Genomic DNA, 25,691 nt, shown 5'->3' on the forward strand with positions numbered 1-25,691 from the left:
AACGCCTCATGGCCCGGGATTTCGACCGTCAGCTTGCGGAAGTCCAAGTCCGTATCGCCGTCATGAACGGTCACACCGCGCTCGGCATACCCGTTACTGTGGCCGTGGGATAAGTCCGTTTGGGGAAAGGGAGAGCCTGATCATCAGCCGATTTGTGCAACAGAGTCATGCGACCGTCGAACCGCCGGAACTCGTAATTGAATCCTCCCTGCCCATAACTGCAACGCGCCCTGAGGCAGAGGTGACTGATTTGCGGGCGTATAACCTCACGGAATATTTGCCGAAGGTTTTCGATTTTGACGACATAGGGGTGCGTTCCCATAGTCGGCCGCATCAAAACAACAGGGAAACGATCATGACTGGAAACGCAGTGACAAATCTGAGGCGCATGCTGGGGCTGGCCGTGGCTGCCGGGCTGTCGATGACCAGTGCCGTCGCGATCGCCGCGACGCTGAATGTCGGCATCAACATGGATGCGACGAACCTCGATCCGCACCGGGCTACGGCGACCACCGACGTTGCGCTGGCGGGCTGGATGTTCAACGGTCTGGTACGGTTCGCTCCGGGCAGTGCCGACCCGGCCTCAATCGAGCCGGACCTAGCGACCAGCTGGGAAACTTCCGAAGACGGGCTGACTTGGACGTTCCACCTGCGTGATGGTGTCGAATTCCAGCGGGGCTACGGCCCATTGACCGCCGATGACGTCGTCTATTCCCTAGAGCGAGCGGCCGATCCGGAGCGGTCGTCCTTCGCGAATGATTACGCCGCCTTCGAAAGCGTCGAGGCAGTTGATGCGAAAACCGTTCAGATCAAGCTCAGCGCGCCGGTTCCGGGCTTCCTTGGCCTGGTTGCCAACTACCACGGCGGCATGATCGTCAGCCGCAAGGCCGCCGAGGAAAAGGGCGATGCCTTCAACGGTGATCCCGTCGGCACCGGCCCGTTCGAGTTCGAAGAGGCCGTGACCCAGCAGCACGTCGATCTGGTGGCGAACCCCGATTACTATCGTGGCGCCCCCAAGCTGGACGGTATCCGCCTCCAGATCATCCCGTCCGACTCCAGCCGCGAACTGGCGCTGATGTCGGGCGAGCTGGACCTGATCTACGGCAAGCGGGAGCAGCGTTGGGTCGATCAGGTGAGCCGCAACCAGGACATGATCGTCGACACCTTCGCGCCCGGCGAATACCGCACCCTTTACCTGAACGAGGCCCATGCGCCGCTGGACAACATCAAGGTCCGCGAAGCCGTGGCCCATGCCGTCAATGTGGACGAGATTTCGGCCTTCGTAGGCGAGGGTGTCGGTCCGCGCGGCTGTTCTGCCGTGCCGTCGGGCTACCTGGGCGAGAACTGCGATGCGGGCACCTACAGCTATGACCCGGAGCTGTCGAAATCCCTGCTGGCAGAGGCAGGCTTCCCCGACGGGATCACGCTGACGGCGGTCGTTTCCTCCAGCTCGTCCCAGCAGCCGATCATGGAAGTGATCCAGGCGCAGCTGGGCCAGGCCGGCATCAAGATGGAAATGAACGTCGTCGACCACCCGACCTATCATCAGCAGATCCGCCAGGACCTGAGCGACATGGTCTTCTACGGCGCCGCGCGCTTCCCTGTGGCCGACAGCTACCTCAGCCAGTTCTACCATTCCAAGGCGATCGTCGGGACGCCGACGGCGGTGACGAATTTCTCGCACTGCGCTGTGGCGGACCAGCAGATCGACGCCGCCCGCGCCGAGGCGGACCCGGAAATGCAGATGCAGCTCTGGGCCGAGGTGAGCTGACCCCATCGAGTGGTCCGGGTTAAATGCTAATGCATGGTCGGCCTTCGATCTATAGGGATGAAGGCCTCTGGCGTCGGCGCCCGATATCCGAGAGCGCTATGCGGCCGGTCCATGTTGTAGTGTTTTCGCCATCTTTCGATGAGGATTTGCGCCTCCCTCAACGAGTAGAAGACCTCGCCATTTAGTAGCTCATCCCGGAAGCGCGCATTGAAGCTCTCGCAATAGCCGTTCTCCCAGGGTGACCCCGGCTCGATGTAGGCAGTCTTCGCGCCCACCAGCTCGATCCAGTCGCGGACCTTCTGCGCGATGAACTCCGGGCCGTTGTCGGACCTGATGAACCGCGGCGGGCCGCGCTGGATGAAGAGATCGGTCAGAGCGTCCAGGACATCGGTGGAGTTCAGTCGCCTGTCGACACGGATCATTAACGCCTCCCGCGTATATTCATCGAGGATGTTGAGTGTCCGGTAGGCCCGGCCGTCGCTGGTCCGGTCCTGCACGAAGTCGTAGGACCAGACGTGGTTGGGATGTTCAGGCTTCAGCCGCACGCAGGAGCCATCGTTCAGCCAGAGGCGGCCGCGTTTCTTCTGCTTGTGCGGGACCTTGAGCCCTTCGCGCCGCCAAATGCGCGCCACCCGCTTGTGGTTCACCTGCCAGCCCTCCCGGCGCAGCAGCACGGCGACCCGGCGGTAGCCGTAGCGGCCATACTCCCGGGCCAGCTCGATGACGTCGGCGGTCAGCCGCGCCTCGTCTTCCCGGCCCTGTGGTGGCTTGCGTTGCGTGGAGCGGTGCTGGCCAAGCACCCGGCAGGCCCGGCGTTCGGAGATGCCGAGTGTCTGGCACACATGCTCCACGCACTCGCGGCGGCGCGAAGGGCTTAGAAGTTTCCCTGAGCAGCCTCGGTCAAGATCAGCTTCTCGAGCGTCAGGTCAGATACCGCCCGCCGCAGCCTCAGGTTCTCCTTCTCGAGGTCCTTGAGCCGCGACACCTGTGCCCGGTTCATCCCGCCATACTGCTTCCGCCAGCGGTAGAACGTGTGCTGCGATATCCCGATCTGGCGCACCGCATCGGCCATCGACAGGCCTTGGCCGTGCAAAACCTCGACCTGACGCAGCTTGGTGACAATGTCTTCCGGCTTCTCTCGCTTTCCAGCCATTCCGTAGTCCTCCTGTCCGCCGAAATCCTATCGGATTTCACGCTTCGTGGGTGAACCACTTCAAAGGGGCTGGCTCAGATCGTCGGCCCGATGGTCAAGGACGCGGGCTTTGATCTGACCGTCGCGCCGTCGCTGGCGCAGGACCAGATCGCCCGCCTGATGGCCAGCCCCGGCCAGCCGCCTTATGACGCGCTGCTCGTCTCGCCGGGCCAGAGCGACATCCTGATCCAGGAAGGGCTGATCGAGAAGATCGACCCCACGCGCCTGAAGAACTGGGACAAGCTGAGCCCTGCCGCGCAGAACGCGTGGGGGCCCTATGTAACGATCGAGGTCAACGGCATCGCCTACAACCCCGAGGTGGTCGACAAGCCCGCGGGCTACAAGGCGCTCTTCGAGGACCCGCAGTGCGAAGGCAACCTTGCGCTCATCGGCTTCGGCTCGAACACCGCGACCATGGCCTATACAGAGATCAACAAGGCCTACGGCGGCACCTATGACAACATGCAGCCGGTCTTCGATCTGCTCGAGGCCTACCTGCCGAAGATCGGCGCCATCGCGACCTCGGGCTCGAACCAGATGACCATGTACCAGCAGGGCGAGATCGCCGTGTTCATGGCCTCGACCGGCAACGTCGCCAAGCTGCGCGAACTGGGCATGCCCTGCGAGTTCGCCCATCCCGAAACCGGCTCGCCCTCGGTGCCCGTCGCGATCCATCTGGTGAAAGGCGCGTCCAACCCCGATGGCGTCTACGCCTATATGGATGCCGCCATCGACGCCGCCGCGCAGACCCAGCTGGCCGAGCCGCCGACCGCGATGATCCCGACCAACGTGGATGTGCCGTATTCCGAGGTCGTCTCGCAGTTCGTCACCCCCGAGCAGGTGGCAAACGCCGTCTACCCGGACTGGCAGGCGATCAACAAGCACCGCGCGGAGTGGACGGAAACCTTCGACCGCCTCGTCGTCCGCTGATCGGGAGAGCCGCGATGATCCGCAAAGAAACCTTACTGTCGTGGCCCATGATCGCTTTCATGGTGCTGTTCTTCATCTCGCCACTGCTGCTGCTCGCCGGCATCAGCCTGCGCGGGGAGGATGGAAGTTGGGGCCTTGGGAACTTCGCGGCCTTCCTTTCCGACCCCTTCGCGCGCGGCGTGCTCACCGGCACGCTGGCGCTGGGGGCGAAGGTGACCTGCTTCGTCTCGCTGGCGGCGCTGCCGCTGGTGATGCTCTACTGGCACGCGGGGAAACGTCTCCGCGGGCTGATCCTGATCTGCACGCTGCTGCCGATGCTGACCGCCAACGTGGTGCGCACCTTCGCCTGGGTCGTGCTGCTGGGGCGCAACGGACCGATCAGCCAGACGCTGCTCGGGCTCGGCCTCACCGAGCGCCCGTTCTCGTTGCTCTTCTCCGAGACCGGGCTGATCATCGCGCTGGTGCAGATCGAACTGCCGCTGCTGCTGCTGCCGGTCTTTGCCGTGCTCAACCGCGCCGACCGCAAGACTCTGGAGGCTGCCGAGGTACTGGGCGCAGGACGCTGGCGTGCCTGGTTCTCGGCGATCTTCCCGCAGATCATCCCCGCCGTGCTGGCGGGCTGGGTGCTGGTCTTCGCCTCCGCCACCACCTCTTACGTGACGCAGAGCGTCATCGGCGGCGCGCGGCTGATCTATCTTCCGCAATTTGTCTACCGCGAGGTCGGTGTACTCTTCCAATGGCCAATGGCCGCCGCGATCTCGATCCTTCTTCTGGCGTCCACCGGCGTCATCATGCTGGGCCTCACCATGCTCGCCCGTCACGAAAGGCTCCAAGGTCATGCTTGAGACACGCTCGAAGATCTCCACCGCCCTCTACTGGGGCTTCGTCTGGGGCTGCGGCCTCGCGGTGCTGGCCTTCATGATCGGCCCGATCCTGCTGGCACTTCTGATGTCCTTCAACTCCGGCACCACGCTGCGCTTCCCGCCCGAGGGCTTCTCGCTGCGCTGGTACGAGATGCTGTTCGACCCGATCGCCTCGGAGCCGATCCACACCGCCGCCAAGAACTCGATCGAGGTGGCGCTCTCCACGGTCGCCGTGGTCACTCTGATCACCGCCCCCGCCGCTTGGGCGCTGGCGCGCGCGCCGAAGCGCTTCGCCGGGTCGGTCGAGCCGGTGCTGCTGGCGCCGCTGGTGCTGCCCAGCCTCGTCTACGCGCTCGCCGCGCTGCTGGCGCTGAGCCTGCTCGGCCTCGGCCCGTCCTTCCTCGCGGTGCTGATCGGCCACGCGGCGGTCTTCGCGCCGCTGATGTTCCGCACCGTGCTGGGCCTTGCGCAGCGCATGAACCCGGCGCTCGAGGAAGCCTCGGCCACGCTCGGCGCCAGCCGCGCCCGCACCTTCCTGCGCATCAGCCTGCCGGGCATTCTTCCCGGTATCTTCGCAGGCGCCTTCCTCGTCTTCATGCAGTCGATCGACAACGTGTCGGTGACGCTCTTCCTCGGCGATCCGGGTCGGACCATGCTGCCGCTGCGCCTCTTCGCCATGCTCGAGGAAAGTCTCGACGGACGGGTTGCCGCGGTCTCCGGCGTGCTGATCCTCGCCGCGGCCCTGCTGCTGGTCACCCTGCAACGCTTCGGCGGGCGCGATGCCCGCTGACCCCGAACCCCCTCACGGAAAGGACCTTCCCATGAACGCGCACAGCTCCGGCGCCCGGCCGTCCGTCGAAAGCCTGCTCGGCGATTTCGCGCCTGACTTCGACTTCACCCCCGCGATGCCGATCCCGGCGGAGGAATACGCCGAGCGGATGCGCAAGCTGAAGCGCGAGGCGGTCTCTGCCGGGCTCGACGCGGTGGTCGTGCATTGTGACAGCGTCGGCTGGTTCCACGCGGCGCATGCCTACCTGCGCTACCTCTGCGACTGGATGCGCGAGGGGGTGCTCATTGTGCCGATGGATGAGGACAAGGAGCCGGTGCTGCTGTCGTTCTTCACCCAGTCGGTGATCCTGCCGCCGGGCGGCGAGCCGGTGGGCGTGGACCGCATCTTGCAGATCGGCGCCGTGGGCCGCGAATACGCCGACATCCCCGGCGACTCGGGTGCCAAGACGATGCAGGCGCTGGTTGGTATCCTGGGTGAGCTGAAGGCCGACAATATCGGCTTCATTGGCGACAAGCGCTCGGCCGGGTTCCGCGCCGCGCTGGTGCCCGAGATGCCCAAGGCGAAATTCTCCGACCAGCACGGCATTCTCGACCGCATGCAGCGCAACCGCACGCCTGCCGAGATTGCTCAGTTCCGCACCGCCGCGCAGCTGATCAGCATCGCGACGCAGGCGGCCTATCATGTCGCCCGCCCCGGCGTGACCGACTATGAGATCTACGCGGCCTTCACCCTTGCTCAGATGGCCCGTGGCGGCGAGACCGGCGACGGCTACCAAATCGGCGCCAACGAATGGGGCACGCATTGCGGCAAGCCCTACGGCCACGTCATGCGCAAGGGCGACCTCGCCAACCTCTACGTGTCGAACGTCACCTACCAGGGCTACACCGCCCAGGCCGCGCGCATGTTCGCCTTGGGCGAGTTGACCGACCGGCAGGAGCTGGTGCTGGACGCCTGCACCCGCGGTGTGCAGGCCGCCGAGAAGTTGATTCGCCCCGGCACGTTGATCCGCGACCTGAACAACGCCGCTTTTGGCAGCTACATCGAGGCCGGTCTGCTGAAAGACGCAGAGGCGCGCACCATGCCCTACAACTGGCGCACCGCCGACGATGGCGGCCCGCGCGAAATTCCGCGCCAGTACGTCCCCGACGCCGACTACGAGGCGCAGGGCCGCAAGTTGATGCATGTCTACCCGGCAACCTTCGGCCCGCATAACCCCAACCTCGGCCATTCGGTCGGCATGGCGGGCGGGCAGAACGCCTTCAACATCTCCTCGCACAATTATGACAGGCTCGAGGAGGGCATGGTCTTCGTCCTGCACACGCAATGGCTCGAGCCCATGTCGGCGGGCTGCAACATCGGCGACATGTACGTTGTGACCGCCGACGGCTTCGAGAACCTCTCGCGCCACACGCCCCTCGAGACGCACCGGATCCCCGCATGAAAGATCAGATCATGACCAGCCACGCCTTCGACTTCGCCGAGCTGACGCCGAAGCAGCGCTACAAGCTGCTGATCGGTACGGTGATCCCGCGCCCCATCGCGCTGATCACCACCCTGTCGGAGGAGGGCACGCCCAACGCGGGCTCCTTCAGCTTCTTCAACATCCTCACCCATGATCCGGCGATCATGGCGGTGGGGATCGAGCACAAGCCCGACGGCACCCCCAAGGACACGGCGGCAAACATCCTCGCCACAGGCGAGTTCACCGTCCACATCTCGGACCATGCGCTGGTCGATCAGATGGAGATCTGCTCGATCAAGTTCCCGGCGGATGTCGACGAGCTCGCCCTTGCGGGGCTCGAAACCGCACCCGGCGAGACGGTGCGCAGCCCGCGCATCCTCGCAGCCCCCGCCGCCTTCGAGTGCCATCTGGTGCAGACTGTCCCGGTCAGCCCCGCGCGCACCATCGTGCTCGGTGAGGTGAAGCGGATGTTCGTGCGCGAGACGCTGGTGGACCCCGAAACCCACTACGTCGATCAGATCGGCATCGACGCCGTCGGGCGTCTTGGCGGGCACCTCTACGCGCGTCAGCTCGACCAGTTCGAGCGTGTGACGCCGACCGTGGAGGAGTTCATGGAAGTCTCGGAGAAGGCGGGCTGAGGCTCGTTTCGGGAACACCGAAACCGATCACTTGGAGAACTGGGAAATGCCCGCAGCTTCGGCCCTTCCCGATCCGCCGGGCGCAGATGACCCCCGCTGAAGTGCTGGCCATCGGAAGGGCTCTGGCTCGGAAGCGCTAGAGCGCTTGAATTCGGGACGGCCAGCGGATGTCCTGCTGACAGCTGTGGGACCGCCGAAGGGGCTGAACGGCCGCCGGTTTGCACTGGCTGCCGCGGAGGGGCGGCCGAGACCAAGGCCGTCCCTGTCCTAGGATGCGATGAAGCCCGCGGCGCTTGGCGCCGACCTTTCGGCGGTGGGCATGGAAGCGGGCATGGAAATCGTGCATGAAGGCTCTGATCCCGACGTGTCGACCGAAGAGAGGGAGCGGTCTTGCCGGCGTCGGTGCATGACGTATTCTTCTGCCTGACGCAGCGATAGGCTACGTTCCCATTGCCGTTGACTTTATTTCCGCTAACTGGCTTATCTGCCGAATAATAATGAACTGGGGTTCCTGCAAATGCCGCAAACAGCGACGGCAAATATTCTGACCATCCTCGAAACCGATTTCTCCGGTGTCGTGGAAGAGTGGCTTGGCACCCAGGTCAAGGAGGGCGTGAAGCGCTCCGACCTGTTCTCCGACTCCGAAAGTCGTGCGCAGAACCAGGAACTCCTGAAAGCATTCGGCAAGGGCGTTCGGGCGGGTGTCGTGAACGAGGAATTCAGCCTCGAAGATGATGCCTGGGAAGACCTGCGCGCCGTCTTGGCCGATGTCAGCAAGGAGCGCGTCAGCCGCGGCGTCACGCCGACCGAAATGGCGACCTTCGTGCTGGCGCTCAAGGCGCCGCTGTTCAAGCGGCTCGAGGCCATGCCCGGCGTCGAAGGCGGGAAGCTCATTCGCGACGTGCTGATGGTGACCCGGCTTGTCGACGCCTTCGCGATCTACACCAACGAGATCTTCATCGGCGAGCGCGACCAGATCATCGAACGCCAGCGCCAGGAGATGCTCGAACTGTCGACCCCCGTGGTCGAACTCTGGGACCGGGTGCTCACGCTGCCGCTCATCGGTACGCTGGATTCCGCCCGGGCGCAGGAGGTCATGGAGAACCTTCTGCAGACCATCCTCGAGCGCCAGGCCGAGGTGGTGATCATGGACATCACCGGTGTCGGCACCGTCGACACGCAGGTTGCGCAGCACCTTCTGCGGGCCGCGGCCGCGGTGCGTCTGATGGGGGCCGAATGCATCATCAGCGGCATCAGCCCGATGATCGCGCAGACCATGGTGCAACTCGGCATCGACGTGGGCACCGTCTCGACCCGGTCCAGCATCCGCACGGCGCTGTCCGATGCGCTGCAGAAGGTCGGCTATGTGATCAAGACCACCGAGGCCTCCTGACGTGTCGGGTGTGACGTCCATAAATCTGGTCGAGAACGCGCTTCTCGTCTCCATTCAGGACGACGTCACCGATACCGAAATCGTCGAGTTGCAGGAGACCCTCTCCAACCGGATCGCCAAGGAGAACGTCAAGGGCGTGATCCTCGACATCAGCTCGCTGGAGATCGTCGATACCTTCGTCGGGCGCGTCATCGCCCAGCTGGCCGGAATCTCCCGGCTGCTGGCCGCCGAGACCTACGTTGTCGGGATGCGCCCGGCGGTGGCCGTGACCCTGGTCGAGCTGGGGATGTACCTGCCCGAGACCCGCACGGCGCTCAGCCTGACCCACGCGCTGTCCCAGTTGCGGCGTGCCTGATCCCGAAGGGACATCAGGCAGGCCCGCGATCGCGGAGATAACGCTCGCAACCAGCCGGGACGTGGTCGCCGCGCGCCAGGCGGTCGCCCGGATCCTCAAGGAACGCGGGCTCTCGGTGATGCGCATCACGCGCTTCGCGACGGCGGTGAGCGAAATTGCTCGCAACGCCATCGTGCACGGTGGTGGTGGCCGGATTTCGATTTATCTCGATACGCGTAACGAGTATCTGCGCGTCGAATGCCGGGACGAAGGTCCGGGGATCGAAGATGTGACGCTGGCCATGACCGAGGGCTACACGACCGCGGGCGGGCTGGGCAGGGGGCTTGGCGGGGCCAAGCGGCTCTCACATGGGTTCGAGGTCCGGTCCGAGCCCGGAAAGGGTACAACCGTTTCCATGAGCGTGAAGCTATGAACCAGTGGGTCGAGATTGATGATCGGAGCGCCGTCGCCGTGGTGCGGCGGCTTGCGCGGCGCCATGGCGCCGAGATCGGTCTTCCCGAGACGCGCGTCGACGAGCTGGCGATCGTCGCGACAGAGGCGACGACGAACATCCTGCGCTACGCCGAGCGCGGCCGGGCCCTGATCGAGCTCGTGCGGTCCCCCGGTGCCGAGCTGATCACCATGATATTCACCGACCGCGGACCGGGGATCTCAGACATCGACCGGATGTTCCAGGACGGCGAAAGCTCCACGGACTCCGCCGGGCTGGGGCTCGGGGCCATCGTTCGGTTGTCCGATACCTTTGACATCTTCAGCTCGCCCGAGAACGGAACCACTATCGTGTGCACCTTCGGGGGGCGGGGCGAGCGCCTGGACGTCGGCGTCGAGGCCGTTGGCCTGCGCGTGTGTCATCCGCACGAGGACTCCTGCGGCGACGACTACCAGATCCGGCAGACCCCGCGGGCGACCGACGTGCTGCTCTGCGATGGCCTTGGCCATGGTCCCGCCGCCGCCGAGGCCGCCGCCGAGGTCACGGACGCCGCTTTCGCCGCGGGCGGGCTGTCGTCCGAGCCGGGCAAGCTGATGCGCCAGATCACCGAGACGCTGGTCGGGCGGCGCGGCGCCGTGGCCGCGCTGGTGCATGTCGCGCAGCCGCAGATGGAGATGCGCTACTGCGGACTCGGCAATATCTCGACCTTGCTGATCGGCGCGCAGGGCGTGCGCCGCATGGCGGTTCGGGACGGTCGCATCGGCGGCGCCGCGACCCGCGGCTACGAGGAAGCCGTGCAGCTCGAGGCGGGGGACATGGTGATCCTGCACAGCGACGGGCTGAAAACGCTTCGGGAAACCCACTTCCCGCCGGGGCTGCTGAAGAAAAGCCCCCTGCTGATTGCCGGCTTCTTTCTCGACCGGGCCTTCCGCGGTCGGGATGACGCCAGCATTGTCGTGATGCGCATCAACCGGGAGCGCGAGCAATGAAGACGGCGAAGCTCACCACCGTGACCCTCGAGAAAAGCGCCGACGTGGCCCGGCTGCGCGAGGTGGCCATGACGCTGACCAACGTGCTGCAGTTCGGCTCCTTCGAGCGGACGCGGACGGTGACCGCCGTGGTCGAGCTTGGCCGCAACGCCATCGAGCATGGCCAGAAGGGGCGTGCGACCTTCTCGCTCACCGAGGTGAACGGCAAGCCGGCGCTCGGTCTTCTGGTGACCGATCAGGGGCGGGGGATCCCGAAAGAGAACCTCGAGCCCGACGGCCCGCCGACCTCCTCGGCGGGCATGGGGCTGGGGCTGCGCGGCGTGCAGAGGATTGCCAAGCGCTTCGACGTCGAGACCGGTCACGAGGGCACGCAGATCGATGCGGCGTTCCAGCCGTCGGCGAGTTTGCCGGCCAGCCCCCAGCTCATCGACCAGGCGACCGAAGCGTTGAACGAACTCAGCGCCAAGGATCCCACTGCGGCTCTCAGCGAGCAGAACCGGGAGCTGAGCGAGGGGATCGCCGACCGTGACCTGCTCATGCAGGAACTGCATCACCGCACTGGCAACAACCTCGCGCTCATCGTCGCGCTGATCCGCATGAGCAAGTCGCAGGCCGAACAGGATGAAACCCAGCAGGTCCTGACCGAGCTGGAGGTCCGCGTCGGCTCCCTGGCCAAGGCGCACGAATTGATGCAGCGCGGCACGGATGCCGGAAAGGTCGACCTGTCGGAGATGCTCGACGAGGTCGCCAGGACATCGGAGCGCGCCTTCAGCGGAGGCGCCCTCGCCGCCAGCATCGAGGTGTCCTGCGGAGCGCTGCAGCTCGACAGCAAGCTTGCCATCGACATCGGGCTCATCATCGGCGAACTCATCACCAACGCCTTCAAGTATGCCTTCGTCGGGAGGGAGAAGGGACTCATCCGTGTCGAGGTCACCGGCGAGCTGGAGCATGGCATCACGCTGGTGGTATCGGACAACGGCGTCGGCCTGCCGGCGGATGCCGAACGTCCGGAACGGTCGAACTCTCTCGGCTGGCGGATGATCCGGACGCTGACTTTCCAGCATGACGCCACCCTGACCGTGGACGGGGCGGATGGTCTGCGCGTGCACATCAAGTTTCCCGCGCAAGCCTGACCTCCGGCGCGGCCTGGCGCTCTGCTGCGGCGGCTTTGCTCATCCGGGGCGGCCGTGCCGGTCCTCATCGAGGTATTGGCCCCGGTAGACGGCGCCATTTGAGACCTGCTCGGCGCAGTCGCGCAGGTTCAGTGACGGCACAATCCGCGCAGCTTCGCGCGCGATCGGCCACTGGCGAACATGCGGAGCGCGGGACCGCAGGGGCCTCGCAATGTGCCACAGACCGGTTCTGGCTACGGCAGCCCCCTAGTCTACCTCGCATCGCAAGTCTGGCACTTCCGCGTCTTGGCAACGCAGGTCGATGCTGGGGCAAGTCGCCTTCGCAACCGCAGCGAACGGCCGCAAAGCGCGCGCTGTCGAGGCTCCACGGGGCAAATCTGCGCTCTCTGGGGATGAACAACAGACCGGCAGGGGGGCAGGTCAAAACGCGCATCGCGTGAATACTTGCCTACTTTGCAGGCGTGACACGAGATCGACCTCGACTTCCGGGATACGGAGACTCGCGAGAGGTATGGGGCAAGTGTCGGAAAATAATCAATTTCTATGGGGTTGCGGGCGGTTATATAACGGCTCATTATATTAAACGAAGGATTAGCGGATTTTCTTTTACGTCGCCGCTCTGCAGCGTCCCGGGACCTCGCCTCCCACATGGACGTCCTCTTGCCCGTTTCCTTCATCCTCCTCTTCACAGCTGTCGCGCTCGCGGCCGGTTCCGCCATCGCCTATCTGATCGGCGCCTCGGCGATCCTGACCTTCTGGGCCGTCGACAAGGCCCAGTTCATGGCCGTGCTGCCGCAGCGCCTGTTCAGCCAGCTCGACAGCTTCGCCTTCCTTGCCATGCCGCTGTTTATCCTCGCCGGAGACCTGATGAACCGGGGCGGCGTCGCCTCTGCGCTGATCGATCTCAGCATGTCGGTCTTCGGTCGGCTGAAGGGCGGTCTGGGCCATGTGAACGTCGTGACATCGGTGTTCTTCGCTGGCGTGTCCGGCTCCGCCACCGCAGACGCCGCGGCGCTTGGCAACTCGCTGGTGCCGGAAATGGAACGCCGCGGCTACACGCGCGACTACGCTTCGGCGATCACCGGCGCCTCGTCGATCATCGGGCCGATCATTCCGCCGTCGTCGATCATGATCTTCTACGGCGCGCTGATGGAAACCAACGTCACCGCGCTGTTTGCCGCCGGTATTCTGCCGGGCCTGCTGCTGGCCGCCATGCTGATGGCCATGAACGCCTATTTTGCCCATCGCGACGACCACCCCGGCGGCGCCGACATGGACCTGCCGCCGTTCCTGCCGTCGCTGATCCGCGCGGTCCCCGCGCTGCTCCTGCCGGTCATCATTCTCGGCGGTACGCTCTTCGGCTTCATGACCCCGGCCGAGGCGGCGGCGGTGGCCGTGCTTGCGGCGCTGCTGATCGGCATCGGCTACGGCAAGCTCAACCTCAAAGGCATCCTCGACAGCCTGATGCGCACGGGTGTGATGCTCGGCGGCCTGTTCATCCTGCTCTGCGCGATTTCCACCTTCTCCTACATCGCGGCGCTGCTGCAGTGGCCGCAGGCGATCCAGAGCGTGGTCGAAGGCTGGGGTCTCGGGCCGCTCGGCTATCTGATGCTGATCAACGTGATTTTCCTTGGCGCTGGCATGGCGATGGACGTGAAAGCCGCCGTGGCGCTCTTCGCCCCGATCTTCGTGCCGGCGGCGCTGGCCATGGGGATCGACCCGATCCATCTGGCGATCGTCATCTGCTTCAACATCACCGCCGGCCTGCTGTCGCCGCCGCTCGGCGCGGTGCTGCTGATCCTGTCGACCGTGGTCAAGCTCGACTACTGGCGGCTGATCCGGGTCACCATGCCCTTCCTGATCGCCGAGCTGCTGCTGCTGCTCGTCCTCACCTACGTTCCCGCCATCACCCTCGCCCTTCCCACGGCGCTCGGGCTGCGCTGATCCCTCCCAATCAAGAGCCCTACCAACAAGGAGACCTCCCACATGAAAACCCTTGCAACCCTGCTCACCGCAAGCGCGCTCACCCTCGGCGTCACCTGCGCCCAGGCCGCTGAAATCAAGATCGCGATGAATTCGGTGGACGACCCCGCGAACAGCGGCGAGGCCACGTTCGCGCATGGCTTCGCCGACGCGCTGGAAGGGACCGATTTCACCGTCGAGATCTACCCCTCGGAAACCCTCGGCAAGGAGAAGGAGCGCCTCGATCAGGTGTCCTCGGGCCTGCTCGAGATCAACCTCGCCGCCGCCTCGACCGCCTATTCGGTCTCGCCCGTGCTCAAGGGCCTGACCCTGCCGTTCTTCTTCGACAGCAACGAACAACTCGACAAGATCATGTCCGAAGACGCGATGATGGAGAAGGCCAGCGCCCCGCTGCTCGACCTCGGCGTGCGCTTCGCCGGCATCAACTTCATCGGCACCCCGATGGGCATCCACAACGCCAAGAAGCCGATCTCGACCGTCGCCGACATGGCGGACCTGCGCTTCCGCGCCCTGAATCCCGAGCAGCTGAACCTGATGGAAGCGCTCGGCTCGAACGGCACCGTGATCGCCTGGGCCGAGGTGGCCAACGCCATCCAGACCGGCGTTGCGGACGGCTACTTCAACCCGCCGAGCTCGGCCATCCGTGGCGGCCACACTGGCTTTCTGACCAACTACACCCCGGCGGACCTCTTCCCGTCGACCCGCGCCATCATGGTCTCGGATGACTGGTACAACAGCCTGAGCGAGGAAGAGCAGGGCCAGATCGACGCGGCGCTGGAAGCGGGCCTCGAGGCCAACCGCGCGTGGCTCGCCGAATGGACCACCGAGATCGCCGAGCGTCAGGCAGAGCTGGGCGTGACCATCACCCTGCTGGCCGAGGGCGAGCGCGACAAGATGATCGAGATGGCGGCACCGCTGTGGGAGACTCAGGTCTCCGCCGAGGACTTCCAGCTCTGGATCGACGCCAAGGCCGCGGCCGAGTAAGCAGGAGCGTTCATGACCTCCCTGAAAAACGCAATCCTCCGGACCAGCCGGATCCTGGATTGGGCAGCCAGCGCGGTGACACTCACCGCGCTGGTCGTGCTCGTCGGCGTGGTGCTGCTGCAGGTGGCGGCGCGCTACATCTTCCAGCAGCCCCCCTCCTGGACCGAGGAGCTGGCGCGCTATGCGATGATCTGGGCCGGGCTCATCGGCGCCACCATGGCCTTCAAGCGCCGCTTCGACCCGGCGCTGATGAACAGCGTCAAGAACGGGCCGCCTTGGCTGCAGACCGCTGCCGAACTGGTGCGGTCGCTGGTGGTGTTCGTCTACCTTGCCCCGGTGCTGCTCTACTGTTTCGTCGGCCCCGGCATGAACCCGGCGCGCGGTTTCCTGCTGCGCCATACCAAGACCATGGCCGAGGCGCTGCCGTTCCACACCATCTGGATCGCCATCGCCGTGCCATTGATGATCGTGGTGATCTTCGTCCATATCCTCGCACGCCACAGCGGCGATGACGGGGCGCCGCGCCGCGCCACGCCCGACTGAATTGCCGTCCTGTCCCCGCGGGGACGGGCACGAAAGGAAAGACACGATGACCTATGATCTGATCCTGCGCGGCGGCCACGTCTGCGACCCGCGCTCGGGCGTGAACGGCATTGCCGATGTCGCTTTCGAGGGGGGCAAGGTCGCCGAGGTCGCGCCGCAGATCAGCGCCGCTGCGGCGCGCGAAGAGGATGTCAGCGGGCTGCACGTGCTGCCCGGGCTGATCGACTCGCACGTCCACGTTTCGGGCTGGATGGGGGGCGCCGCCGGACACCGGATGCTGGCGCTGGCGGGGGTGACCACCGCGCTCGACATGGCCGGACCGATCGACAGCGTCATGCAGATCGCCGCGCGCACCGGCACCGGCCTCACACTGGCCTGCATCGACTACGTGCGCCCCGGCCACACCGTCGACACCACGAACCCCGAGATGCCCGAGCTCGAAGCGGCGCTGGCCCGCGCCCGCGCCGCCGGGGCGGTCGGGCTCAAGGTGCTGGGCGGGCATTTCCCGCTGACCCCCGAGGCCTCGGGCCGGGTCATCGAGCTTTGCGGGCGCGAGGGCGCACATGTCGCCTTTCACGCGGGCACGCTGGACACGCCGCAGAACCTCGACGGGCTGCGGCAGGCCTGCGAGCTTGCGGGCGGCCAGCCGCTGCACATGCCGCACGTCAACGCCTACGCACGCGGCTTCCAGGGGCCGGCGCTGCTCGAGGCCTACGAGGCAGCGCAGATCCTGGCGCGCTATCCCAACATCTGGTCCGAGAGCTACCTCGCGCCGATCAACGGCAACTCGGCGAAATGCGCCAACGGCATTCCCGAGAGCGTCGCGACCCAGCGCAACCTGATCGCCGGCGGCTACAGCGCCGACATCAAGGGCATGGAACAGGCGATCCTCGAGGGCTGGGCGCATATCCACGTCTACGAAGGCGGCGTCACCCGCCTCGAGACCGGCGAGACGGCGGTGGCGGCATGGCGCGAGGCCGAGACCGACATCGGCATGAGCTATTTCGTCAACCCGGCCGACACCTCGATCACCCTGGCGCTGCTGCGCCGCGAGAGCGGCCGCTTCGCAATCGATGCGCTGGCCACCGACGGCGGCGGGCTGCCGCGCAACGACCTGTGCGAGCGCGGCCTCGCGCTGGTGCATCTCAACGCGCTGAGCCTTTCGGAATTCGTGCAAAAGACCTCGGCCGAGCCGGCCCGCATGATGGGGCTTTCGGCCCGCAAGGGCCATCTCGCCCCCGGCGCGGATGCGGATGTGACGGTCATCGACCTCGAGCGCCGGCGGCCCGTGCTGAGCTTTGGCGCTGGCAGGCCGATCCTGCGCGAGGGCGAGGTTGTCGGCTCGGGCACCACCATGGTGGTGCCGCCGGAAGGCGTCGCTGCGGCCCGTGCGCTTGGCCTCGAAACGATCGTCGCCGAGTACGGGAGCTTCCGCCCTGTCCATCATGATCAGGCGCCGAGCTGAACATCGCTGGCCGGGGCCCATGAAAGACATCCCTTCCGCCGCCAGCGCGGACCCTTTCAGTGGGCGGAAGGGAAGTGCTACAGGTGGCGGCTTGCCGGGGGAACGATCGGCCAGCTCGATAGCTGGCTTGATCGAAATGACGATCCGCACCGTCACCGCTCAGTTGAACCCGGGGCGCTTCGCGTGTCCCCTGGCTCTGCAAGCTCCCTGCTCTCGCAGAGATGTGTGGCGGGCGAGCGGACTGCCGGTCGCCCCAACCACTCAGAATATCCCGTCGGTCCGGCAGTTGATGTGGATCTCCGGCACCGAGGCGGTGTTCGACAGGCCGATCGCTTCCATCACCAGATGCGCGACCTCCTCCGGCTGGGTCATCTGCTCTGCGGCTCTGCTGCCCGCGGCGGCGGTTTCGCCCATGTCGGTCGCCACGAGGCCGGGGCAGACCGCGGTGGCGCGGATGCCATGGTCCCAGCCCTCGTAGCGCAGCGCGTGGGCAAGGCCGACCGCGGCGAACTTGCTGACCGAGTAGAGCCCGGATCCGGCCGAGGCCACCCGCTTGCCTGACAGTGACCCGAGGAGGATGACGCGGCCGCGGCCCGCGGCCTTCAGGGCGTCCCAGCTCGCCATGGCCAGCCGCCGCGGCGCGCGCAGGTTCACTTCCAGCAGGGTGTCGACCTCGGCCTCCGGGGCCTCGACGATGCTGCTCGAGGTGAATAGCCCGGCGCTTGCCACGATGGCGTCGATCCGGCCGTGCCGTGCCATGACCGCCTCGGCCCAGGCCGCCTCGGCCTCGCGGTCGGTCGCGTCGTAGGCGAAGGTGTCGAGCAGGGCGGGATCAAGCCCCTCCGGCACGCGCGCGGGGTCGCGCAGCCCGAGGCTCACGTGCCAGCCGAGGGCCTGCGCCGCGCGGGCGATCTCGGCGCCGATCCCTCGGCTGCCGCCGGTGAGCATCATTACGGGGCGGTCGGTCATGGTGGATCCTTTCGGTCAGTGGGTCAGTAGGCCAGAGACGGCAGCCAGAGCGTCAGCGCCGGAAACAGGATCAGGATCAGCAATGTCGCGAGATCCATCAACAGGAACCACCAGATGCCGCGGAAGATCTCGGGCAGGGTCACCGCGTTGTTCAGCGCGCCGTTGATCATGTAGACGTTGAGCCCGATCGGCGGCGTCACGAGGCCGATCTCCAGCAGCTTGACGATGATGATGCCGAACCAGATCGCGTCGATCCCGGTGGTCTGCACCAGCGGCACGAGGATCGGAAGGGTCAGCAGCAGCAGGCCGATGGAGTCGATCAGCATGCCCAGCACGAGATAGATCACCGCCACCGCGAAGAGGATCCACCAGGTCTCGCTGCTGACCGAGAGGATCGCGTTGGAGAAGGCCGTGGGCAGGCCCGAGAGCGCGAGGAAGCGGGTGAAGAACAGCGAGCCGATCAGGATGATGAAGATCGACCCGGTGGAGATCACCGCCTGGGTCACCGCCTCGATCACCGCGGCGCGGGTGAGCTTGCCGCGCACCGCGCTGATCACCGCCGCGAAGAAGGCGCCGAGCGCCCCGGCCTCGGTGGGCGAGAAGGCGCCCGAGAAGATGCCGCCCAGCACCAGCAGGATCAGCGTCGGCAGCGGCCAGACATCCCGCAGCGCCGCGCGGCGCTCTTGCTCGGTCGGCGGCGGCGGGGTCTCGCCCGCGAGCGACGGGTTCAGCTTCACGCGGGTGACGATCATCGCCATGTAGATCAGCGCCGAGAGGATGCCGGGGACAAAGCCCGCCATGAACAGCTGTCCGACCGAGACCTGCGCGTAGACGCCGTAGAGGATCAGCAGCACCGAGGGCGGGATCAGCGAACCCAGCGTGCCCGAGGCGGCGATGGTGCCGGTGGCGAGCCCGCGGTCGTAGCCCTGCTTGAGCATCTCCGGCACCGCCATGCGCGACATCGCCGAGGCGGTGGCGACCGATGAGCCCGAGGCCGCCGCGAAGAAGGCGCAGGCGCCGACGGAGGTGATCGCCAGCCCGCCCGGCAGCCGCGCGAGGTAGAGCCGCAGCGACAGGAACAGCCCGCGCGTCATGTCCGTCGCGGAGCACAGAAAGCCCATCAGCAGGAACATCGGCGCCGCCGACAGCTCCCATTGCCCGACGTAGTCGAAGGGGGTGGCCGAAATCATCCCCCAGGCGACGTTCATGTTGAACATCTGCGAGATGCCGACGATGGAGACGAGCCCGAGCGAGAGGCCGATTGGCACGCGCAGGGCGATCAGCACGAGGGCGACGACGGTGCCGAGAATGCCGATATCGAGATTGCTCATGGTTTCAGTCCCTCTCGGCGGTTACAGCGCGCGCCGCAGCGTCGCGGATTTCAGCAGGTTCGACAGCACCGCCAGCCAGATGCCCGCGAAGCCGACCGGCAGCGCCCAGCGGGCGGGCCAGATGTAGAAGGTGAAGTTGCTCATCGCCTCTTCGGCGCGGGTCGTGGCGCTGAGGGCGTCCTGCGCCGACTGCCAGAACAGCAGGCCGAAGAAGACGAGCCCGAGCACGCAGGCCAGCAGGTAGAGCGCAAGCTGCACGCCCTGCGGCATCATCTTGGCGAAGAGATCGACGCGGATGTGTTCGCCGCGCAGCTCGACGTAGCCGAGCGACAGGAAGACGATCACCACCATGTAGTAGTAGGAGACGATCTCGAGCGTGCCGATGAGCCGGCCATCGAAGAAGTACCGCAGCGCCACGTCGGTGGTGATATGGGCCATCATCAGCAGCATGAAGGCGCAGGCGAGCGCCATGACGGCGCGGTTGGTCCAGCGGATCAGGGCGTGCATCGCGGCACCTCCTTTGGCGTGCGGGCACAGGGGCCCGTCGCGGGGCCCCTGACGTTTCCGATGCGGGTGGGGTTACTTGAGGCCGTAGCTGGCCGGATCGAGATCGCCGTAGATCTCGGACATCGCCAGCGCGGTCAGCGCGTCCTCGTCCGCGGTATCGACCTCGGCCAGCAGCGCGGTCCACTTGTCCATCGTGGCGCGGAAGTCGTCGATCACCGCCTGGGCGTCGGTCAGCCCGTAGGTCTCGGCCGCCTTGTCGTAGACGCCTTCGAGCGTCTTGGCGCGGAATTCCTCGACCGAGGCGGCGAGATCGGCCTCCGGCTCGTAGACGTTGCCGCCCTTGTCCTTGGCGGTCTCCAGCGCGGCCTCGGCCTGTGCGGTGTAGTTGATGATCATCCGTGCCATCGACCGGGCCGAGGCCTGCATGAACACGCCGCGCTGCTCGGCGCTCAGCCCGGACCAGAAACCGGGATTGACGCCCCAGTTCGGCCCCGACCAGTACATGCCGGTCGGCAGCAGCGTGGTGTGCTCGGCCACTTCCAGCAGCGAGCGGTCCACAAGGTCGTTGGCGGCGTTGGTGGCGCAGTCGAGCGTGCCGCGCTCGAGACCGGTGTACATCTCCGACGAGGGCACGTTGACGGGCACGCCGCCCGCGTCCTCGACCCAGGCCGAGACGGCGGAGCCGGCGGTGCGGATGCGCTTGCCCTTCAGCTCGGCAAGATTGCGCACCGGCTCGGCGCACATGAGGATGTAGGGCGGGGTGGCGTAGGCGCCGAGATAGACGATGCCCTGATCGTCCCATTCCGCCAGTTGCGCGTCATTGTGCATCGAGAAATCGGCGACGGCAAAGATCGCGGTGATCGGGTCGGCATAGTTGAAGCCCAGTTCCTGCACCGCGTTCGCCACGGGCAGGTCCGAGGGGGTGTAGATCGCGGCGTGGTGGCCGACCTGCACGACGTTGTCGCGGATGCCCTGCATCGAGGCGCGCGGCGCCAGAAGCACGGTGCCGGTGAAGACCTGCGGCGCCAGTTCACCGCCGGACAGGTCCTTCACGATCTCGGCCCATTCGGTGTAGCCGTATTTCGCCAGCGGGTGCTGCGCGTCGTAGAAGGTGTTGGCGATGAAATCGGTCGCCAGCGCAGGACTTGCAAGCACGCTGGCGAGCAGCGTGGTGGTCAGGAAGGTCTTCATGTCTCTCTCCGGGTTGGTCTGCGGGCGGCCGATGGCGCCCGCGCTGGGGATTTTTCTATTGGCTATTTAGAGGCTTGCCGCCTTCTTGATTGCGCGGCCGCCCTGCATGATCAGCGGCATGTGCGCGCCTTGACCGGTCAGCAGGTCGAGGTTTTCCAGCGGGTTGCCCTCGACCGCGATGATGTCGGCATGGGCGCCCGGGGCGATCACGCCGACTTCGCCTTCCATGCGCAGAACCTTGGCCGCGTCCACGGTGGCGGAGCGGATTACCGCGTCGGCGGGGATGTAGCGCCCGCGCAGCGGGAATTCGCCCGACTGCTCGGTCTGCATGCCGCCCAGCAGGTCCGAGCCGTAGCCCATGGTCACGCCCGCCTCGTGCAGCTTGACCACGCGCTCGAGCCCGGCCTCGCGCACGTCGGAAACCTTGGCCACCGACTCCGGCGGCAGGCCGAACTCGGCGCCCTTGCGGGCCAGCAGGTCGTAGGTGATGTTGGTCGGGACCACCACGGCCCCTTCGCGGGCAACGCGCTTGATGGTCTCGTCGCCGATCAGGTTGCCGTGCTCGATGCAGGTGATGCCGCAGTCCAGCGCCCGCACGATGGCTTCGTCGGCATAGAGATGCGCGGCGACATAGGTGCCAAAGCCATTCGCGACCTCGACGAGGGCGGTGAGTTCGTCGACCGAGTAGACGAGGTAGCCGACCGGGTCGGAGGGCGAGGACACGCCGCCGTCCGCCATCACCTTGAGGAACTGCGCGCCGCCCTTCAGCTCTTCGCGCGCGGCGCGCAGCAGCTCGGGCTTGCCGTCACAGATGCGCCCCAGCGTGCCGAGCGCCTGCGCGTACCAGCCGACGTCGCGGTTGTCGTAGGGCCCGCGGTAGTCGGTGTGCCCGCCGGTCTGGCTCAGCGCCTTGCCGCAGATCACCAGGCGCGGCGCGGTGAAGTGACCTTCCTCCATGGCCAGCTGCAGGCCGCGGTCGGCACCGCCGAGGTCCCGCACCGTGGTAAAGCCGCGCATGATCATGTTCTTCATCAGCGTCGCGGCACGCGCGGCCACCAGCGAGGAGGGCAGCGAGGCATTGAGCCCGAGGTTCGCCGTGGAGGCGATGGTGTGGACGTGGCAGTCGATCAGCCCGGGCATCACCGTCAGCCCGTCGAGGTCCAGGTCGTCCTCTGCGGTGAAGGCGACCGAGGCGCCGACCTCGCGGATGCGGCCATCCTCGATGGCGATCTGCATCGGGTCGGTCGGCTCGGGCGAGGTGCCGTCGACGATGCGGGCGTTCTTGATCAGCAGGGTGGTCATCTTGGTCGTCCTTTCGGGGGTCAGATCAGCGCCGGTGCGAGGGTTTGGGCGATGAGGGTCATGTCCGCCATGTCATCGGGGCTGTAGGCATCGCGCGCATCGTTCAGCGACAGCACGCCGACGCAGCGCCCGGCCCAGAGCACCGGCGCGCAGGCGCAGGCCTCGCAGCCTTTCGACAGGATCAGCTCGGCGTCCGGAAAGGCCCAGAGCACGTCCTCGCGCGAGTTGCCGAGCCAGCTCTGCCCGCCATCCAGCACCACCTTGCCCCATTCGGTCAGCCCCATGGGCTTGAGCGCGCCGGTCGGGTAGTCGGGCTCGGAGCTGTGCATCCGCATGACATTCCCGGTGCCCGGCAGGTTCTTCAGCACGGTCAGGAAGCGAAAGCCGAAACGCTCGGCGCAGGCATCCTGAACCGCGCGGAACAGGGTGTGGGGCTGGTTCAGCTGGGCCTGCGCGCGCAGCAGCGCGGCAAGATCGGTGGCAGGAAGGGCAGGGGAGGTCATTGTCTTATCCGTAGAAGAAGTTCGGAAGCCACAGGGCGATCCCCGGGAAGGCGGCGAGCAGCGCGACCCCGATGAGCATAAGCACGAAGAAGGGCAGCGCGGCGCGGGCGACGTAGCTGATCGAGCGGCCAGAGATGCCCTGCAGCACGAAGAGGTTGAAACCGACGGGCGGCGTGACCTGCGCCATCTCGACCATCAGCACGAGGTAGACGCCGAACCAGATCGGATCGAAGCCTGCCTGCAGCGCCAGCGGCAGGGAGATCGGCAGGCTCATCACGACGATCGACGTGCCGTCGAGGAAGAAGCCCAGCCCGAGGTAGAACAGCGACAGCACCACCAGAAGCCCCCAGGGCGGCAGGTCCAGCGCCGCGATCCCGTCTGCGACATCCGCCGGGATGTGCAGGTAGCCGATCGCGGTGGACATGAAGGCGGCGGTGATCAGGATCGAGCACACCATGGTCGAGGTCCGCAGCGCGCCCATCAGCGTGTCGCGCAGCAGGGTCAAGGATAGCTGGCCCGTCACCGCGGCGATGGCGATGGCGGCGATGACGCCAACGGCGGCGGCCTCGGATGGGGTCGCGATCCCGGTGTAGATCGAGCCCAGAACGATTGTCATCAGCACCACCAGCGGTGCCAGGTCCCAGAGCGCACGCAGGAAATCCATCGCGTTGCGGGTCTCGCGCTTGGCCGGCACCAGGCCCGGGTTCATCTTCGCCCGCAGCATGATGTAGCCCGAGTAGAGCGCGGTGATCATCAGCCCCGGCAGCACGCCGGCGGCGAAGAGGCGCGAAATCGATTGCTCGGCGAGGATGCCGTAGACGATCATCACGATCGACGGCGGGATGAGCAGGCCCAGGCTGCCCGCGCCGGCCAGCGAGCCCAGCGACAGACGGTCGTCGTAGCCGCGCTGGCCCAGCTCGCGCGTGGTGATCCGGCCCACGGTCGCCGTGGTGGCCGGCGACGAGCCGGAGACCGCGGCAAACAGCGTGCAGCCCAGCACGTTGGTGTGCAGCAGGCGGCCGGGGATGTAGTCGACAAAGGGCGACAGGCCGCGGAACAGCCGGGTCGAGATGTCGGTGCGGAAGATGATCTCGCCCATCCAGATGAACATCGGGATGGCCGACAGCTCCCAACTGGTGGAGTAGCGGTAGATGATCCCCGCCGCGATCGAACCGATGCGCGACAGGTCCATCCCGTGCAGGAAGAACAGGGCCGAGGTGGCGACCAGCGCCAGCGAGATGAAGACCCAGACGCCGAGGCCAAGGAACAGCAGAAGGAAGGCCAGCGTGGCGGCCGCGGTCAGGAGCGTGTCCATGTGATCTCTCCGTGTGTGGCGGCTTATTCGACCGGCGTGGCCAGCGGCGTGCGCGGCGCGGGCGAGGGGTGACCGGTGATATGGCGCAGACCGTGCGCCAGCGCGGCGAGCGCGAAGACCCCGAGCCCGACCATGACGGCGCTTTCGGGGATCCAGGTCGGCACGGCGGCGACCGAGGAGGAGACGGTGCCCCGCGACCATGCCCGCGCAACGCGGATCCAGAACATCCAGGCCAGACCGGCAGAGAGCGCGCAGGCCACCAGGGCCGCGGCGGCGGTCATCAGATGCTGCGCGCGCTGCGGCAGGCGGTCGAGCACGAGGCCGACGCGGATCAGGTCGCCATGTTCGAGCACGTAGCCCAGCGACCAGATCACGCAGATGCTGATCGCGTAGCCGACGAACTCGTCGAGCACGAAGGTCGAGGTGGCGAAAAAGCTCCGCAGGATGATCTCGTAGGCGATATGGCCCACCATGTAGACCAGGCCACATGCGGCGATCACGGCAGCCAGTCGCGACAGGGCGAAAACGCCGGAATAGAAGCGGGTCATGCGGAGCTCCGGGGGAAGGAAAAAAATGCGCGGACAGCGCAACGGGCTGTCCGCGCCAGGCGGGGAAGGGTCAGCGGTTCTCGTAGGTTTCCATGATCGACTGCGCGCGGTCGCCGGTGTCCGCGATCCACTGGTCGATGAAGGGCTGCGCCGCGGCGGTCAGCGCCTGCGAGAAGTCGGCCGGGATGTCCTCGGTCACGGTCATGCCGTTCTCGCGCATCGTGTCGAAGTCCTTGGCGGTGGCATCCGCCAGCAGGCCCCAGCCAAAGTCCTCGGCCTCCGCGGCCGCATCCATGACGGCGGTCTGCTGCTCTTCGGTCAGGTCGTCCCAGGCGTCGAGGTTGAGGTGGATCGCCTGCAGAGAGGAGGCGTAGTTCACGTTGGTGAAGTTCGACTGCAGCTCCCACATCTGCACGCCGACGCCGCCGTTGGGCGAGGTCAGCACGGCGTCGATGGCGTTTGTCGAGAGCTGCGCGGGCACGTCGGCCCAGGAGATCTGGATCGGGAAGGCGCCGGCATTCTTCATCGTCTCGGTCGAGGCGACGTCATAGGTGCGCACCTTCACGCCTTCGAGGTCGGCGGTCGAGGTGAAGGCCGTGTTGCCCCAGAGCCCCGAGGACGGCCAGGGCGTGGCGAGCAGCAGCATCTGGTTGTTGTCCTCGAGGACCTTTTCGTACTCGGGCTTCGCCAGCTCGTAAAGGTCATGCACGTCCTCGGAGGTCGGGGCGAGGAAGGGCAGAGACGAGAGCTGGAAGATCGGGTCGATGCCGGTCCAGAACACGAAGGCCGAGGACGCTGCCTGCAGCGCGCCGTCGCCCACCGCGTCGAAATGGTCGACGCTCTTGTATCCAAGGGCGGCGCCATGATGGACGGTCACCTCGACGTCGCCACCGGTCTTCTCGGCCACGGCCTTGGCAAAGAAATCGGCGGTCTGCCCCTGCAGCGAGCCGGCGGGATATTCGCTCGACAGGTCCCAGGTGGTGGCGAACGCAGGTGCGGCTGCGAGGCCGAGGCCGGCGACGGTGCCAAGAAGCGTCTTGATGGTCATGTGATCTTCCCTGTTGCGGCCCGTGGGACCGGGCGGTCTCTCCAATCTGCTCGTTG

25 protein-coding genes and 1 pseudogene are annotated in these 25,691 nt (G+C 66.4%); 16 read left to right on the forward strand and 10 right to left on the reverse strand.

The genetic code is table 11. From position 1 onward, the window contains the following. Together LC039_RS17855 and LC039_RS17860 are read left to right on the forward strand one after the other, a co-directional pair. Positions 1 to 113 (forward strand): annotated as a pseudogene (locus LC039_RS17855) (IS5/IS1182 family transposase); the annotation flags it as partial. A gap of 242 nt (positions 114 to 355) precedes the next feature. Continuing rightward, the gene (locus LC039_RS17860) at positions 356 to 1,771 is read left to right on the forward strand and encodes an ABC transporter substrate-binding protein (RefSeq protein ID WP_226627006.1); all 1,416 of its coding nucleotides are present in this window, start codon (positions 356 to 358) and stop codon (positions 1,769 to 1,771) included. Between the two features lie 26 nt (positions 1,772 to 1,797). Here LC039_RS17860 and LC039_RS17865 read toward each other — a convergent pair. Continuing rightward, a protein-coding gene (locus tag LC039_RS17865) for an IS3 family transposase (RefSeq protein ID WP_226627007.1) occupies positions 1,798 to 2,924 on the reverse strand; the annotation gives its coding sequence in 2 pieces (ribosomal slippage) (positions 1,798 to 2,660 and positions 2,660 to 2,924; 1,128 coding nt in all). Between the two features lie 90 nt (positions 2,925 to 3,014). On the opposite strand from LC039_RS17865, the gene LC039_RS17870 reads away from it, so the two are divergent. The 14 genes from LC039_RS17870 to LC039_RS17935 all read left to right on the forward strand — a co-directional run bounded on the left by LC039_RS17870 (position 3,015) and on the right by LC039_RS17935 (position 16,921). After that, the gene (locus LC039_RS17870; RefSeq protein ID WP_226627009.1) at positions 3,015 to 3,893 is read left to right on the forward strand and encodes an ABC transporter substrate-binding protein; all 879 of its coding nucleotides are present in this window, start codon (positions 3,015 to 3,017) and stop codon (positions 3,891 to 3,893) included. 47 nt (positions 3,894 to 3,940) lie between these two features. Further along, positions 3,941 to 4,738, forward strand: coding sequence for an ABC transporter permease (locus LC039_RS17875; protein ID WP_226627011.1), 798 nt, complete (start codon positions 3,941 to 3,943; stop codon positions 4,736 to 4,738). After that, positions 4,731 to 5,546 carry an ABC transporter permease gene (locus LC039_RS17880; RefSeq protein WP_226627013.1) on the forward strand — a complete coding sequence of 272 codons (816 nt, stop codon included), beginning with the start codon at positions 4,731 to 4,733 and terminating at the stop codon, positions 5,544 to 5,546. The genes LC039_RS17875 and LC039_RS17880 overlap by 8 nt, the downstream gene beginning before the upstream one ends. Positions 5,547 to 5,577: 31 nt before the next feature. After that, entirely contained in the window at positions 5,578 to 6,987 is a 1,410-nt protein-coding gene (locus tag LC039_RS17885) for a M24 family metallopeptidase (RefSeq protein WP_226627015.1), read from the forward strand. Further along, positions 6,984 to 7,646: a flavin reductase family protein gene (locus tag LC039_RS17890; protein ID WP_226627017.1), complete on the forward strand. Its 663-nt coding sequence runs from the start codon at positions 6,984 to 6,986 to the stop codon at positions 7,644 to 7,646. Before LC039_RS17885 ends, LC039_RS17890 begins: the two co-directional genes overlap by 4 nt. Before the next feature lie 517 nt (positions 7,647 to 8,163). Next, a complete protein-coding gene (locus tag LC039_RS17895; RefSeq protein ID WP_226627018.1) occupies positions 8,164 to 9,039 on the forward strand; it encodes an STAS domain-containing protein in 876 nt (291 codons plus the stop codon). Between the two features lie 10 nt (positions 9,040 to 9,049). After that, positions 9,050 to 9,394 (forward strand): STAS domain-containing protein, encoded by a 345-nt coding sequence (locus LC039_RS17900; protein ID WP_224907190.1) that lies wholly within the window; start codon positions 9,050 to 9,052, stop codon positions 9,392 to 9,394. Continuing rightward, positions 9,387 to 9,806 (forward strand): ATP-binding protein, encoded by a 420-nt coding sequence (locus LC039_RS17905; RefSeq protein ID WP_226627020.1) that lies wholly within the window; start codon positions 9,387 to 9,389, stop codon positions 9,804 to 9,806. Before LC039_RS17900 ends, LC039_RS17905 begins: the two co-directional genes overlap by 8 nt. Then, entirely contained in the window at positions 9,803 to 10,813 is a 1,011-nt protein-coding gene (locus LC039_RS17910) for an ATP-binding SpoIIE family protein phosphatase (protein WP_226627021.1), read from the forward strand. Before LC039_RS17905 ends, LC039_RS17910 begins: the two co-directional genes overlap by 4 nt. Beyond that, entirely contained in the window at positions 10,810 to 11,946 is a 1,137-nt protein-coding gene (locus tag LC039_RS17915; protein WP_226627023.1) for an ATP-binding protein, read from the forward strand. Before LC039_RS17910 ends, LC039_RS17915 begins: the two co-directional genes overlap by 4 nt. Positions 11,947 to 12,606: 660 nt before the next feature. Further along, a complete protein-coding gene (locus LC039_RS17920; RefSeq protein WP_226627025.1) occupies positions 12,607 to 13,890 on the forward strand; it encodes a TRAP transporter large permease in 1,284 nt (427 codons plus the stop codon). A gap of 42 nt (positions 13,891 to 13,932) precedes the next feature. Further along, positions 13,933 to 14,913: a TRAP transporter substrate-binding protein gene (locus LC039_RS17925; RefSeq protein ID WP_226627027.1), complete on the forward strand. Its 981-nt coding sequence runs from the start codon at positions 13,933 to 13,935 to the stop codon at positions 14,911 to 14,913. Between the two features lie 12 nt (positions 14,914 to 14,925). Next, complete coding sequence (locus LC039_RS17930; RefSeq protein WP_226627029.1) at positions 14,926 to 15,456, forward strand: TRAP transporter small permease; 531 nt, start codon at positions 14,926 to 14,928, stop codon at positions 15,454 to 15,456. Between the two features lie 46 nt (positions 15,457 to 15,502). Next, entirely contained in the window at positions 15,503 to 16,921 is a 1,419-nt protein-coding gene (locus LC039_RS17935) for an amidohydrolase family protein (protein WP_226627031.1), read from the forward strand. A gap of 261 nt (positions 16,922 to 17,182) precedes the next feature. Here the strand turns inward: LC039_RS17935 and LC039_RS17940 are convergent, their stop codons facing one another. From LC039_RS17940 to LC039_RS17980, 9 genes are all read right to left on the reverse strand, one after another. After that, positions 17,183 to 17,890: an SDR family NAD(P)-dependent oxidoreductase gene (locus tag LC039_RS17940; RefSeq protein ID WP_226627033.1), complete on the reverse strand. Its 708-nt coding sequence runs from the start codon at positions 17,888 to 17,890 to the stop codon at positions 17,183 to 17,185. Between the two features lie 23 nt (positions 17,891 to 17,913). Further along, positions 17,914 to 19,221: a TRAP transporter large permease gene (locus LC039_RS17945; RefSeq protein ID WP_226627035.1), complete on the reverse strand. Its 1,308-nt coding sequence runs from the start codon at positions 19,219 to 19,221 to the stop codon at positions 17,914 to 17,916. 21 nt (positions 19,222 to 19,242) lie between these two features. Beyond that, positions 19,243 to 19,728: a TRAP transporter small permease subunit gene (locus tag LC039_RS17950; protein WP_226627037.1), complete on the reverse strand. Its 486-nt coding sequence runs from the start codon at positions 19,726 to 19,728 to the stop codon at positions 19,243 to 19,245. Positions 19,729 to 19,800: 72 nt separating this feature from the next. Then, complete coding sequence (locus LC039_RS17955; protein WP_226627038.1) at positions 19,801 to 20,919, reverse strand: C4-dicarboxylate TRAP transporter substrate-binding protein; 1,119 nt, start codon at positions 20,917 to 20,919, stop codon at positions 19,801 to 19,803. Positions 20,920 to 20,985: 66 nt separating this feature from the next. Beyond that, complete coding sequence (locus LC039_RS17960; protein ID WP_226627040.1) at positions 20,986 to 22,221, reverse strand: metal-dependent hydrolase family protein; 1,236 nt, start codon at positions 22,219 to 22,221, stop codon at positions 20,986 to 20,988. 20 nt (positions 22,222 to 22,241) lie between these two features. Further along, a complete protein-coding gene (locus LC039_RS17965) occupies positions 22,242 to 22,724 on the reverse strand; it encodes a GAF domain-containing protein (RefSeq protein WP_226627042.1) in 483 nt (160 codons plus the stop codon). A gap of 4 nt (positions 22,725 to 22,728) precedes the next feature. After that, a complete protein-coding gene (locus LC039_RS17970) occupies positions 22,729 to 24,039 on the reverse strand; it encodes a TRAP transporter large permease (protein WP_226627044.1) in 1,311 nt (436 codons plus the stop codon). Positions 24,040 to 24,062: 23 nt separating this feature from the next. Continuing rightward, positions 24,063 to 24,587, reverse strand: coding sequence for a TRAP transporter small permease subunit (locus tag LC039_RS17975; RefSeq protein ID WP_226627046.1), 525 nt, complete (start codon positions 24,585 to 24,587; stop codon positions 24,063 to 24,065). Between the two features lie 70 nt (positions 24,588 to 24,657). Next, positions 24,658 to 25,635 (reverse strand): TRAP transporter substrate-binding protein, encoded by a 978-nt coding sequence (locus LC039_RS17980; protein WP_226627047.1) that lies wholly within the window; start codon positions 25,633 to 25,635, stop codon positions 24,658 to 24,660. Positions 25,636 to 25,691 lie beyond the last annotated feature (56 nt).

It is taken from the genome of Alloyangia pacifica, assembly GCF_020524285.1.
GTDB lineage: Bacteria > Pseudomonadota > Alphaproteobacteria > Rhodobacterales > Rhodobacteraceae > Salipiger > Salipiger pacificus_B.